This is a genomic window from Fervidobacterium changbaicum (genome assembly GCF_004117075.1).
In the GTDB taxonomy this organism is placed as follows: Bacteria; Thermotogota; Thermotogae; order Thermotogales; family Fervidobacteriaceae; genus Fervidobacterium; species Fervidobacterium islandicum.
In genome coordinates this window covers 389,175-402,388 of record NZ_CP026721.1, presented here as the reverse complement: position 1 = coordinate 402,388, position 13,214 = coordinate 389,175, and the positions used below count along the sequence as shown (strand labels likewise).

Here is a 13,214-nt window from a genome sequence, read left to right as displayed (position 1 = left end):
TCTTCAGCACACACATTAGCTCATTTTGTCTTCGTTTTCCACTTCTACAGCTGAGTGATAAAATGTGGTTGTATTTTTTGTACTCTGGATTGGGAGGTATTTAAAATGAGTAAAATCACCTTAGGAGCGAAGTTTTTGAATATTGCAGAAATTCATTATTTTCGAGTCTCTCCAAAAGATTGGGAAGATCGTATTTTAAAGGCAAAGAATGCAGGATTTCAAGCGTTGGCTTCTTATATTCCTTGGTTGGTACATGAAGAAAATAAAGGTGAATACGATTTTTCTGGTCAATATGATGTTGCGAGATTTATTGAGCTGGTTGCAGAATATGATATGTACTTCATCGCTCGTCCAGGACCATTTGTGATGGCCGAACTGAAAAACGAAGGTATTCCTTATTGGGTATACGAAGAAAAGCCTCATGTTATCCCGATTACTTGGAACAACAGGAAAGTTGAAGGTGCACAAGTTATCTACAACCATCCAGATTTCCTCTCAGAAGTTGATAGATGGTATACCGTGGTGGCTGACATAATTCGACCGAGGCTTGTCCAAAACGGAGGTAACATCGTAGCTGTCCAATTGGACAATGAAATAGGAATGCTTCAGTGGGTTAATAATACACCAGATCTTTCGGATTTTACATTGGGAAAGTTCATAGACTGGTTATTAGAACGCTATAATGACTTCTACAGATATGGTTTTGAACTTATTAAAAGCACTGAAACTTTTGAACGTCTGCGTACACCTGGTGATGAGTTTGTACGGAAATTCGTATCAGATTATTCCCTATTCTCACGCTACGATTTCGGGAATTATGTTAAAAACCTCAGAGATATGTTCTGGAGTAAAGGGATACAAGTTCCATTCATTGTGAACATACACGGTACTTCAGGAGGAAGGGCTCACACTTTTCCAATAGGTATTTCGCAACTCAGGAATACATTCATTCTGGACAATGTAATACCTGCAACAGATATTTACCTAGGGGATTACACTATAAAAAACGTCACCGATTTGTGGAACATAAATGAAGTACTCAGGTCAATAACAAGAAAACCATTTGGAGTTATGGAATTTGAATGCGGAAGTGGAGATTATGGAAACAACTTAGGTGAGAGAATTGATCCAAACGCCACATTGCACAAGGCAATTGTTTCATACATTCAAGGTAACAGGTTTCTGAACTACTACCTTTTTTCAGGTGGAATAAATCCAAAGTTAAAGAACGACGTAAAGGACGGAAATGCCCGGATAGCGTTCACCGGGGAGGAACACGGGTTTGCAGCACCTGTAAAACCAAATGGCCAGCTCGATTATACGTATGATTATATAAAGTTCGCTAACAACTTTCTTTTCATGCTTGAGCGTAATTTAGGTAATGAATTTTCGTTAATGTACGACAATATAACAGTCGCTTACCTAGATGAATACTACAGAACTGAGTACTCATACGGATCCGACAAAGAAAAACGTTCTAATATAGAGATTCTTAGAGGATATAATCTATGGGATAGTTTTTTGAAAACTCTTTTTATTATGGGGTATAGATATAAATTCGTAGACTTAGAACACTCAGCCCTTAGCAGTAGCGAAATCTTAATTGTTCCTTCAGCTAGGTATATGTCAAAAGAAGTTCAACAGAAGATTGTGGATTTCATAAGTGCTGGTGGTAAGGCTATAATATACGGTGACCTTCCCATATTCGACGAAGACGGTGACTTATGTACTCTTCTGATAGATTTTCTAAGAATCCAACCGGGCAGAGAGTTTTTTGCAGCTCCACATTTTTATCTTTCTGTAAGTTCATCGGGCAATCTGTTCCGCGAATTCAGAACCGACTGGGCGCGTGAAATACTTATCCCTGATAATGATGATGGCAATACTTCTCTTGCAACTCTGGCCCATGTTACTCAGGTGAATGCGGTATGCTCAGTATTTTTAAAAAATAAGAATGCTGTTGTTATCACCACACACTTAAATGCAAATTTTAACTTTTTCGAACATGTCCTTGAACTTCTAGAATTTAAGCCCAGAATAAAGATTTTTACAGATTCCAGAAACGCAATTGGAGCTCTTCCATTCGTTATGGAGAACGTTAAAACACAGCAGAGGTTTTTACTCATTGTTAATATAGACAATTTTCCGAAAGAAGTTAGAATAATGGTTGATGAAATAGATATTGGAACAAAGAAGATTTCATCGAAGGGAATTCTTTTTGAAAAGATACCGAATCAACATGGAGGGTCCGAACTGTGAAAAGAAAAAAATGGATACCTTACGTTCTTTTAAGTTTTTTAACGGCACTCGTTGTTTTTTTCATTGCCTGGGCTTACAGTCCTTTGAGACCGACAGCTGAGGCGAAACAATATTTGCAATCATCAAACTACGTCGAGGTAATTCAGGAAAAGAACATCTACTTCATTCCCAAAAACTCCAAGAAGAAGGATTTTGAAAGTGTGGGAATTATCTTCTACCCAGGAGGACACGTTGATTACGTTGCTTATGCACCTCTTGGTTATAGGCTTGCGGAAAAAGGGATAACGGTGGTGATTCTAAAAGTTCCTATGAGTTTTGCCATTTTTGACATCAATGCAGCAAAAAAGGTTATAGACGACTATCGGTTTACGAATTTCGAATGGTTCCTTGCTGGCCACTCCCTTGGGGGTGTTGCCGCTTCTGAGTTTTTGGTCAAGCATCCCGAACTAATTGGAAATGCTGTTAAAGGCATTATATTCTTGGCATCTTACCCTTCAAAAGATATCTCTCATTTGCCGATACAAGCGCTATGTATCTATGGCTCTGAAGATGGTGTACTACCACCAAGTGAAATTAATGAAAAGAAGATTCTTTTTCCTAAGTCAACAAGATTTGTTGAAATACTCGGTGGTAATCATGCACAATTTGGAAGTTACGGAATGCAACGAGGTGATAGACCAGCCAAAATTAGCGGATATGAGCAGACAAGTATCGTAATTAAAGCTATCGAAGAATTCTTAAGTGAATATCAACTTGAAAAGAAAAATCTAAGTAGAATTAAATAACTCGTGCTTTGAAAACCTTCTTCGTGTGTTATAATTCTTTCGGCAACTAAAACTACTTATACTTTTAGGAAAGGAGTGGACAGATGGCAAACATTTTCCAAAAGCTAATTCCTTACCGTTCGCCTCTTGAATTGTTGTGCGAACATTCAAAACTTTGTGTCTCCGCAGCTTATTTAATGTATGCAGCGGTTGAAAAATACTTCAATAACATGCCAATTGATGAACAGTTTAGCGAAGTTGACAAATTGGAACACGATGCTGACCAACTCAAGCTCCAGCTAAGGGATATATATAGCAAACTCAAATGGACTTATTTCAATAAATCCGATTTTCTTGATATACTCCACAACGTAGATGCGATAATTGACTTAACAGACGATGTTGTGAAAGTTCTGACAATCAACCAAATAGAAAACGTATCGGAAGAAATAAAGTCTGCCATTTTGGAACTTGCGGATGTTGTTAGAAAAAGTGTGGAACACATGAACGAAACAGTTCAAGAACTGAAAACAGTAGTCGAATCAGGATTTTCACCAAAGGAAATAGAAAAGGAAGACAAAAGTGTGGAGACAGTTGAATCAGAAGAACGCTCATCAGACAGACTTGGCTTGGCGCTTGGAAAAAAATTGTTTGCAAAGAAACATGAAATGAACCCTGTTGACATCATGTTCTTAAACAACCTGGTTATACTTCTCATGAGGATAGAAGATAGAGCGAAAAACGCTGTTGAAAGAATCAGAATGATAACACACATGTGAAATTTAATTCACTACAACTGAAATCGAGAAATTTCATGCTACAGAGGAGGGAAAAGAGCGTGATCACACTCTTCGCGGTGCTTGTTGGAATGTTCATGGCATTTGCCATAGGGGCAAACGATGTGGCCAATGGTATGGCTACTGCCGTAGGAGCAAAGGCAATAACGCCAAAACAGGCTGCCCTTCTTGCTTCATTTCTTGAGTTTCTCGGCGCTGTTATGTTCGGTGCTACAGTTACAAAGACCATAGCAAGTGGTATAGTGGCGATAGAACATATTACAAATCCCAACCATGTTATCTACGGTGCAATAGCTGCGTTGTTATCAGCTGGAATATGGGTGATGCTCGCTACGGTTTTTGGTATGCCCGTTTCAACAACACATTCGATAATAGGTGGCATGATAGGATTTGGATTGGTAAGCGGTGGGGTTAAGGTCGTATACTGGTCAAAATTGCTAAAAATTGTACTGTCTTGGTTCATTTCTCCGGTAGTGGGAGGCATTTTGGCTTTTATAGTATTTAAGATAATAGTTTTAACGATACTTCACCGTTCGAGTCCTTTGAATGCCGCAAAGAAAGTTGCCCCAGTCTTAGTTGGTTTCACCTTCTTCCTCATCTCCTTCCTTTTTTCACTCAAAACACTTAAAAAACCTTACAATTCTTCACTACTAATTGGATTGCTATTCTTTGCATTGGCTTTCACAGTATCTTATCTACTCGTGAGGAAAAGACTGAACAATAATCAGTTAGATGAATACCAAGCTGTCGAGAATATCTTTAAAAAAGTTCAAGTGCTGACCTCCGCTTATGTGTGCTTTTCGCATGGTGCTAATGATGTGGCAAACGCTGTCGGTCCCATAGCACTAATCTTCATGATAAAGAACAACCAAACGACAAATATTTCAAGCATTGAGATTCCCCGATACATACTGTTCATAGGTGGGTTAGGTATTGCTCTTGGAGTGCTGTTATACGGATACAAGGTTATGGAAACGATTGGGCACAATATAACTGAACTGAATAATACAAGAGGCTTTTCTGTCGATTTTGGAACAGCTACAACAGTTCTTTTGTCATCGATATTCGGTTTTCCGATAAGTACAACTCATACGGTTGTCGGTGCTGTGACAGGTGTTGGTTTAGCAAGAGGTATCGAGGTTGTAAACCTTGGAATTCTTAAAGATATCCTTATATCCTGGTTTGTTACCGTTCCTTTCTCAGCCGGAGTAAGTGCCATTCTTTATCTTTTATTCACTCGCGTTTTCTAAGTTACATGAATTGCTTATTATCTTGAACGTCAATACAGTTAATCTCGTCCCCAATAAGGGGACATTTTTTAGTTTCGCGTACCAATAAAAGCAAGATTATCAAGCTGAAAAAGTGCGGTATAATATTGTTTAGTAGGCATACTAAAAAATTGAACCCAAAGGGAGGATAAGGACATGACGGTTCTTTTCCTTACAAAAATGATCGACTATTTCGTTGAACGAGTAAATGACTTGAAAAAGGAATTCCCGAACGATTTATTCGTTATTGCAAAGGACAGAGAAGATGCCCAAAGGTACATCGGTGAGGCGGATGTAGTTGTAGCAGGTGGCTTATCACCAGAGCAAGTTATCAATGCCAGAAACTTAAAATTTGTCTTAGTTCCTTGGGCAGGTGTGAACGGGCTTCCTATAGATTTGTTGGCTGAAAGAGGTGTAATTGTTGCGAACAACCATGGTAATGGGAAGATCGTTGCTGAAAGAGCTTTAGGTTTGGCACTTGCACTCATGGGAAGAATCGTTGAATACCATAACGACCTTTCCAAAGGTATTTGGCATGGTTATGAATCTGGTTCAAAACCCGAGGATTTTTGGTTTTCGCTACAAGGAAAGCGCGTTACAATCCTTGGTCTTGGCACAATTGGACGGCATTTGGCAAAGCTACTATCTGGTTTTGAATGCGAGATTATGGGATTTAAAAAGACGGTGGAACCAGTTGACGGAGTAAATTACGTAACAAACAACTTGGAAGAGGCTATAAATTTCGGCAAGATTATCTTCATTGCACTCCCACTTACAAAAGAAACATATCACCTTATAAACAAAGAACTTATATTACAAATGCAAGGAAAGTTCCTAATAAATGTTGGTCGTGGGCAAATAATCGAAGAGGAGGCGCTTTACTACGGGCTTAAAAACGGCATTCTTGCGGGTGCCGCAGTTGATACTTGGTACCTATATCCGGATGCAGACCATTCAGTCCAGTTGCCATCACGGTATCCAATCCATACCTTCAAGAACGTGGTCATTTCACCACATGTTGGAGGTTTCACAATAGAAGGACAAATTGGACGAATAGATGAAACGATCGAAAATCTTAGGAGAATCCTCGCTGGTGGAATGCCAAAGAACATCGTGGATCTTAAAAACGAGTATTGATAAATATTAGAGCAATGGAGAGGGGTATATAAATGCCATTCGACGGCTTTGTTATGAAAACAGTTGTGGAAAAGATCAGAGATTTAATTCTGGGAAAGAACGTAAGGAACATCTACCTTTACGACAAGGTGATTTATTTCTCCTTCGATGAGGGTGACTTAAAAGTTTCGTTGAATCCAAATTATTCGCACGTCTCATTTACGAATCATATAGTTAAAGAACCAGACAAACATACTTTTGTCGAACTACTACGTAGCAGAATACGTGGGGCAAGAGTTCATGAACTTACTACGAATGCGTATGAAAGAACAATGATAATGAAATTGCGCAAAATAGATGAAATTGGCGAGAAGCATGAGTACGAACTGTATTTCGATATCATGGGAAAGCATTCAAACGCTATTTTTGTTGAAAACGGTATTATAATAGACGCTTACAAAAGGATAGAAACACGTGTTAGGAACATCTTCCCGGGCGAACAATTCACACTTTTCAGCTCGGAGAAACTCCCGATAGATGAGGTAACATTTGAAAAGCTGAAAAGTGCTCTTGAGAAATTCCAAAACAAACAGCGAATGATTTCGGAATTTATCTATTCAACAGTTCAAGGATTTTCAAAACAAACGGCAGAAGAATTGCTTTTGCGCTCAGAATTGGAAGACAAACCGGTATCACATATCACTGAAAGAGAATTAGAAAAATTAGTTGTTGGACTTTTAAGTATACTGGAAGAAATTAAACAAAAAAGCGTCTATATATACTATGAAAACGAGCAACCGACGGATATCTCTGCATTCAGGTTACACAAATACAATGATTTAAAGAGATGTGATGATGTTATCGCATGTATAAATGAGTACTTTGACTTTGTCGAGAATAAAGACAAATTAATTCAAAAGCGCTCCCAACTGTTAAGCATTGTTAATAGCCGAATTTCCTCACTGGAAGAGCTGCTGGCTCAGATTGAAAAGGAGAAAGAAGAATGTTTGGAAGCTGAGAAGTACAGAAAATACGGAGAACTGATAAAAGCTTACAGTTATCAAATTCCTCATGGTGGTTGCGAAGTAGAGCTATTTGATTGGGAAACGAATGAAAACGTGTCAGTTCCACTAGAGACTCATCTTTCACCAATTGAAAATAGCGTGAAATATTTCAAACTGTACAACAAACTGAAGAAGAAGGCAGAAGGTTTGAAAGAACGCGAAAACATACTTAGAAAGGAATTGGATTACTTAAGGCAGTTGCAGGATACCATAGAGAATGCCGAAACTTTGGAAGATTTAGAAGAAATAGAAGATGAGATGATTGAAAATGACTTGATAAAAAGCAAGCACAAAAAGAAGGGCAACAAATCGAAGATAGAACACACAAAGTCAGAACCTAGGAAGTATTTATACAACGGATTCACAATATTAGTAGGGCGAAACAACAAGCAGAACGACGAACTGGTTAGAAAATCAAGTGAGCATGACATATGGCTACACGTTCAGGGTATGCCGGGCGCACATGTTGTTATAAAAACAAATGGTAAGCCCGTTGAAGAAGACGTTCTTTTATACGCGGCAAAGTTAGCTGCTCAGTTCAGCAAGGGAAAGTATTCTACAAAGGTACCGGTTGATTACACGTACATAAAGTACGTGAAAAAGCCCAAGGGCTTTAAACCAGGACTTGTGCTTTATTCAAATTTTAAAACTCTCTTTGTAACTCCTGATGAAAGGTTTCAGCAAAGTAAGTAAGCATTCAAATAATCATAAATTCGAACTGAAAAAAGAATTAGTATGAAGGTGAGACTATGTTATACGAACTTGTTAGCGATTACAGCCCTGCTGGTGACCAACCGCAGGCAATAGAAAAGTTAGTAGAAGGTCTAAAAAAAGGCTACCGCTTCCAAACGCTTATAGGCGTCACAGGAAGCGGGAAGACGTTTACTATGGCGAATGTGATAAAAGAGATAGAAAGACCGGTTCTGGTAATATCACCGAATAAAACTTTAGCTGCACAGTTGTATACAGAGTTCAAGTCTTTCTTTCCAAATAACAAGGTCGAGTTTTTCATAAGCTACTACGATTATTACCAGCCGGAAGCTTACGTACCCACGAAAGACCTTTACATAGAAAAGAGCGCTGATATTAACGAAGTCATCGCAAGGATGAGAATGAGTGCTATAAAATCCATAATGACCAGAAGGGATGTTATAGTTGTTGCAAGTGTTTCAGCGATATACGCATGTGGTGATCCACGCGATTTTGATACTCTAAACATAAAACTCACAGTTGGAGAGCGTGTTAAACTCAACGACTTGCTCAAACACTTAGTACGTATAGGATACGAGAGAAAAGAAGACATCGGGCTGACTGGTAGCTTTCGATTTCGTGGCGATACGCTCGAAATTTTTCCGACGTATCAAGATGAAGGTATTCATATCGAGTTCTTTGGTGACGAAATTGATAGAATTTATACATTTGACAGGCTGAACAGAGAAATAATAGAGCGACTGGACAGAATAACCATCTATCCAGCAAAGGAGTACGTCACCACGGAAGAAAAGATAGCAATAGCTGTGAAAGGTATAAAAGAAGAACTTGAGGAAAGGCTTGCGGAATTGAGAAGACAAGGTAAAGAACTTGAAGCTCAAAGACTTTATCAAAGAACGATGAACGACATCGAGTTACTGAGTACTTTAGGCTACTGCACTGGTATCGAAAATTACTCACGCCACTTCGATGGCAGGCAACCTGGCGAGCCACCATACTCGCTGCTTGATTACTACGATGAAGATTACATTGTGTTCATAGATGAGTCCCACATCACGATTCCACAACTCAGAGCCATGTACCACGGTGAGATGTCAAGAAAGAAAAGCCTTGTTGAATATGGCTTTAGATTGCCTTGTGCGTACGACAACAGACCTCTCAAATTCGAGGAATTCCTTTCAAAAGTGAACCAGGTAATTTTTGTGTCTGCCACCCCTGGACCATTTGAAATGGAGGTATCTGAGCAGATTGTCGAGCAAATCATCAGGCCAACCGGACTTATCGACCCACTTGTCGAAGTAAGACCAACAAGGTACCAAGTCGATGATTTGGTGAAAGAAATAGTAGAAGTCAAAAAGCGTGGTGAACGTGCGCTCGTTACTGTTTTGACCAAGAAAACAGCTGAAATGCTTGCTGAATATCTCGTAGAATTTAATATCCGTGCCTTGTATCTACATTCTGAACTTGATGCGATAAAGAGATTCGAAGTGCTCAAAAAATTGCGTTCGGGAGAAGTGGATGTTGTTGTAGGAGTTAACTTACTGAGAGAAGGTTTAGACCTTCCGGAAGTATCGCTCGTGGCGATACTTGATGCTGACACTGAAGGATTCTTGAGAAGTGAAACCACGCTCATACAAATCATAGGCCGAACAGCCCGAAATGAAAATGGAAAGGTTATCATGTACGCCGACAGAATAACTCCTGCAATGCAAAGAGCAATCGATGAGACAAATAGAAGAAGGAAAATACAGATAGAATACAACCTTAAAAACGGTATCCAGCCACAGACCATAGTGAAACCTCTAATGGAAGATATATTTGCACCTTTTCGAGATAAAGAAGAGGAATTCTACAAAGTGTACGAAGATAGCATCTTCGCGCTGAAAGAATCCTTACCATTGGAAGACTACGTCGCATTACTTGAGGAAGAAATGTACAAAGCCGCTTCAGAACTGCGTTACGAAGATGCGGCAAGAATTAGGGATGAATTATTCAGAGTTAGGGAAGAACTCAAAGACAAGAAATAAAATTAAAAAGGGGCGTTCGCCCCTTTTTTGATACACTGATTCAGTAAAGCGTATCACAGGTGAATTGGTTTGTCTGTAATCCCTTCAAGTGCACCTAAGATAGTTTCGCTCAGTGTCGGATGTGGATGGATCGATTCTTCAAGTTGATGTGCTCTGAGCTTATTCCTCACAGCTATTACTCCTTCCATGATGAGTTCTGTTGCAACTGGAGAAACAATTGACATACCTAGTACTGTATCGTCGTTCTTATCTGCTATCACTTTTACAAAGCCTATATTCTCAAGCATTGTCCTTGCTCTACCATTTGCAGAGAGTGGGAATTTGAATATCTTGACCTTTTCTCTATCCACATCCTTTTCTCTCAAACCCGTCGATGCTACCTCTGGATTCGTAAAGATTATCGATGGAACAGCAGAGTAGTCCATCTCTGCTTCAATTCCAGCGATATTCTTTGCTGCAACAACACCTTCGTACGCCGCAACATGCGCAAGCATAATTTGACCTCTTACGTCTCCTATCGCATAAACACCTTCGATATTTGTTCTCATCCTTAAATCAGTTTTAATCCCTCTTTCTATTTCAACGCCGAGATTCTTAACATCTTCCGGAATATTCGGCCTTCTTCCAACTGCAACAAGTACTTTATCAACTACCGAAATTACCTCCTTACCTTCACTATCAACAACTGTTACCTCGTAACCGTTGCTGACTATTTTCACACCTGTCACTTTCGCTTTCTCTTTTATTTCTACACCTTTCCTTGCGAATGACTTCTTGACCTCGTCCGCTACGTCGTCGTCTTCGTAAGGAAGTATATGATCAGCCAATTCAACGATTTTGACCTTTACACCTAGTGAGCTGAAGAACGTTGCGAATTCGACACCAATAACTCCACCACCGACAATCAACAACGATGATGGTAGTTCTTTCATTAAGAACACGTCGTTACTTGTCCATATACCTTCGACTTCACTGAACGGTGGAAAAATCGTTGGAACAGAACCGTGAGCAAGAACAAGATTTTCACATTCGAGCTCTTCGCCACTTTCCTTAATCCTCACCTTTTTCCTATTAACTACCTCCGCTGTTCCCTTCACAACGGTGACGTTGTTTTTCTTCATAAGGAATTCTATACCTTTCCTTGACATCATAATGCTTTTGTTTGCGTGAGCCATAATCCCAGCAAGGTCAAACCCTTCAACACTTATTTTTAGACCTAATTTACTTGCTTTCTCTTTCGATTCATCGAGCAGGTGTGTAGCTGTTAGAAGTGCCTTTGTTGGTATACAACCCCAATTCGTACAGGTACCTCCGAGATTTTCCTTTTCGATAAGTGCTACTTTTTTTCCGTACTGTGCAAGCTTTATAGCGCAAACATATCCACCAGGGCCACCACCGATAACAACTGTATCAAAAACCATCTCCACCACTCCTTTATTCAGTTTATTCGTGTTATAATAATTATAATGACGACCTATTAATCTTTCAAGCTTGGAGGAAGAACATGAAAAAGAAACTAACACTTGAGAATCTATTCAAAATACTTGCCAATCAAAAACGCTTAGAGATATTGATGGCGGTCTACGACAACAACCAGACCGCGACAGAGGTGTCGAAGATCGTAGGACTTGACATATCAACAACTTACAGATACCTTAAGTCTTTAAAAGAAGCCGGTATTCTAAATTCCAGAATTGTAAAAGGCATAGAAATGTTCGATTTCTCCTCGGAGGAAGTTTACAAAATTCTCCAGTACGCTATCAATTTCATCAATAAACTTAACGCTGAAGGCAGATTCTGTGAAAACCTTGCCGCTTGCGAAATTGAAAGTAGACCCATAGTCCAAATATCCGGTGAGCCTGATTATGTATTAGATATGCGAGGTGAAATGTGTCCTGTTCCAGACCTCACAACACAGCAAGTATTATCAGAGTTGGAAGATGGCAAAATCCTACTCGTTATAGTCGACTATCCACTTTCGGCTGAAAGGATCCCAAATAGAGTCGAACAACTTGGACACGAATTAATCGGAAGAACTATCGATAATCAAGGAAACTTCTATATTTACATCAAGGTGAAAAAGACAAATACCAGCGAATAATACTGTTAATTAAAAGCGGTGGTTGACCACCGCTTTGATTTTTCCCTTCTTGTGAAGAAATTAACCTATGAATTTCTCTTCTTTCTCAATCAATTCCACTAATCCATCGTAATCTATAAGTTTGACGTTTTTGACATCGGCTGTACAAAATCCTCTTGCTTCAAGATCGTTCTTAAGTGCGTACACTTCTGCTTTTGTCAGCTTTGTAACATCCTCAACAACTGCAAAAAAAACACCATTTTGAATAAGGACTACCTTATCGTTCTCATTAGCAATCTCCAATTTTACTCTCTCGGCCGGATTATCGACACCGTATTTCACAAGTATCAAAGCCATTTCATTCACCTCACATAAAAACAACGTAATCGTACTCATGGAAAAGCTTCGAGAGCTCTGCCTTGCTTACAAACTGTGCACCGTATTCTGGATCAACCTCTGTAACCTTCATTCTTTCGGCATCTTCCTTAACTACATAGACAGGTGTGCCGTACCTTGCTAAGTATCTTTTCACCATGCTGATAGGAAGAAGGCCGAGACATTCTGGCTTACACGTCGGTCTTACTGCAACAGTTGCTTCGTTCATCAAGAGAACTGCTGGTTCAAGGTCTTCTCCGTACATTCCGAAAGCTGTTCTAAACGCTTCATTAACCCAAATTGAACCTACTGGGGATTGGTATACAACGAATAGTAATTTCTTAGCCATTATTTCACCACCCAACATGCCATAATCATTAAGCCATAAGGCTTATGAACCTGTCACAGTTAGCAAAAAGACTTGCCAGTTCAGGTAAGCCACTTGGTCTTGAGCCTTCGACTATCATATCTTCTGTTACTCCTCGGTAATCCATACAAATACCACAGATTTCAATACGTACACCTTTAGCTGCCAGCTCTTTCATTTTCTCAGGTATATTCCTGTCAGTTCTTATCGGCTTAACCTTAGAATTAATTGAGAGAACTGAATCTGCGAACAAGAATATAGTAACCTCGTGACCTCTTTTTAGTGCAGCTTCTGCGATATGGATAGCTGTATCCAAATCCTGGTACGTGTAAGGGGGAACCATCACTTGAATTGCTATCTTCATTATATCAACTCCTCAAATTCAC

General features: G+C 39.4%; 12 protein-coding genes. 8 read left to right on the top strand and 4 right to left on the bottom strand.

Features of this window, described 5'->3' with window-relative positions; translation table 11 throughout:
* Positions 1-105: 105 nt before the first annotated feature.
* From CBS1_RS01905 to uvrB, 7 genes are all read left to right on the top strand, one after another.
* Positions 106-2,259 (top strand): beta-galactosidase, encoded by a 2,154-nt coding sequence (locus CBS1_RS01905; RefSeq protein ID WP_052107038.1) that lies wholly within the window; start codon positions 106-108, stop codon positions 2,257-2,259.
* Positions 2,256-3,044 (top strand): alpha/beta hydrolase, encoded by a 789-nt coding sequence (locus tag CBS1_RS01900; RefSeq protein ID WP_052107037.1) that lies wholly within the window; start codon positions 2,256-2,258, stop codon positions 3,042-3,044. Before CBS1_RS01905 ends, CBS1_RS01900 begins: the two co-directional genes overlap by 4 nt.
* 83 nt (positions 3,045-3,127) lie before the next feature.
* Complete coding sequence (locus tag CBS1_RS01895) at positions 3,128-3,802, top strand: DUF47 domain-containing protein (protein ID WP_033191017.1); 675 nt, start codon at positions 3,128-3,130, stop codon at positions 3,800-3,802.
* Between the two features lie 59 nt (positions 3,803-3,861).
* A complete protein-coding gene (locus tag CBS1_RS01890) occupies positions 3,862-5,070 on the top strand; it encodes an inorganic phosphate transporter (protein ID WP_090222496.1) in 1,209 nt (402 codons plus the stop codon).
* A 174-nt stretch (positions 5,071-5,244) separates the two neighbouring features.
* Positions 5,245-6,225 (top strand): 2-hydroxyacid dehydrogenase, encoded by a 981-nt coding sequence (locus CBS1_RS01885; protein ID WP_033191014.1) that lies wholly within the window; start codon positions 5,245-5,247, stop codon positions 6,223-6,225.
* A gap of 32 nt (positions 6,226-6,257) precedes the next feature.
* The gene (locus CBS1_RS01880; RefSeq protein WP_033191013.1) at positions 6,258-7,961 is read left to right on the top strand and encodes an Rqc2 family fibronectin-binding protein; all 1,704 of its coding nucleotides are present in this window, start codon (positions 6,258-6,260) and stop codon (positions 7,959-7,961) included.
* 56 nt (positions 7,962-8,017) lie between these two features.
* Positions 8,018-10,006, top strand: coding sequence for an excinuclease ABC subunit UvrB (uvrB, locus tag CBS1_RS01875; RefSeq protein ID WP_033191012.1), 1,989 nt, complete (start codon positions 8,018-8,020; stop codon positions 10,004-10,006).
* A 53-nt stretch (positions 10,007-10,059) separates the two neighbouring features.
* On the opposite strand, the gene lpdA is transcribed toward uvrB, so the two are convergent.
* Positions 10,060-11,427 (bottom strand): dihydrolipoyl dehydrogenase, encoded by a 1,368-nt coding sequence (gene lpdA, locus CBS1_RS01870; protein WP_033191011.1) that lies wholly within the window; start codon positions 11,425-11,427, stop codon positions 10,060-10,062.
* Between the two features lie 83 nt (positions 11,428-11,510).
* On the opposite strand from lpdA, the gene CBS1_RS01865 reads away from it, so the two are divergent.
* The gene (locus tag CBS1_RS01865) at positions 11,511-12,107 is read left to right on the top strand and encodes a sulfurtransferase TusA family protein (RefSeq protein ID WP_090222495.1); all 597 of its coding nucleotides are present in this window, start codon (positions 11,511-11,513) and stop codon (positions 12,105-12,107) included.
* 60 nt (positions 12,108-12,167) lie between these two features.
* Here CBS1_RS01865 and tusB read toward each other — a convergent pair whose 3' ends face one another.
* The 3 genes from tusB to CBS1_RS01850 are packed head-to-tail and all read right to left on the bottom strand — an operon-like array spanning position 12,168 to position 13,192.
* The gene (gene tusB, locus CBS1_RS01860) at positions 12,168-12,443 is read right to left on the bottom strand and encodes a sulfurtransferase complex subunit TusB (protein ID WP_033191009.1); all 276 of its coding nucleotides are present in this window, start codon (positions 12,441-12,443) and stop codon (positions 12,168-12,170) included.
* A gap of 10 nt (positions 12,444-12,453) precedes the next feature.
* Entirely contained in the window at positions 12,454-12,810 is a 357-nt protein-coding gene (locus tag CBS1_RS01855) for a DsrE family protein (protein ID WP_033191008.1), read from the bottom strand.
* A gap of 28 nt (positions 12,811-12,838) precedes the next feature.
* Positions 12,839-13,192, bottom strand: a complete 354-nt coding sequence (locus CBS1_RS01850; protein ID WP_033191007.1) for a DsrE/DsrF/TusD sulfur relay family protein — start codon at positions 13,190-13,192, stop codon at positions 12,839-12,841.
* Positions 13,193-13,214: the final 22 nt, after the last annotated feature.

Coding starts and splice junctions, on each gene's coding strand:
- CBS1_RS01850 (WP_033191007.1), bottom strand. CDS start 13,192: ATGAAGATAGCAATTCAAGTGATGGTTCCCCCTTACACGTACCAGGAT.
- CBS1_RS01895 (WP_033191017.1), top strand. CDS start 3,128: ATGGCAAACATTTTCCAAAAGCTAATTCCTTACCGTTCGCCTCTTGAA.
- CBS1_RS01885 (WP_033191014.1), top strand. CDS start 5,245: ATGACGGTTCTTTTCCTTACAAAAATGATCGACTATTTCGTTGAACGA.
- uvrB (WP_033191012.1), top strand. CDS start 8,018: ATGTTATACGAACTTGTTAGCGATTACAGCCCTGCTGGTGACCAACCG.
- CBS1_RS01880 (WP_033191013.1), top strand. CDS start 6,258: ATGCCATTCGACGGCTTTGTTATGAAAACAGTTGTGGAAAAGATCAGA.
- CBS1_RS01905 (WP_052107038.1), top strand. CDS start 106: ATGAGTAAAATCACCTTAGGAGCGAAGTTTTTGAATATTGCAGAAATT.
- lpdA (WP_033191011.1), bottom strand. CDS start 11,427: ATGGTTTTTGATACAGTTGTTATCGGTGGTGGCCCTGGTGGATATGTT.
- tusB (WP_033191009.1), bottom strand. CDS start 12,443: ATGGCTTTGATACTTGTGAAATACGGTGTCGATAATCCGGCCGAGAGA.
- CBS1_RS01865 (WP_090222495.1), top strand. CDS start 11,511: ATGAAAAAGAAACTAACACTTGAGAATCTATTCAAAATACTTGCCAAT.
- CBS1_RS01855 (WP_033191008.1), bottom strand. CDS start 12,810: ATGGCTAAGAAATTACTATTCGTTGTATACCAATCCCCAGTAGGTTCA.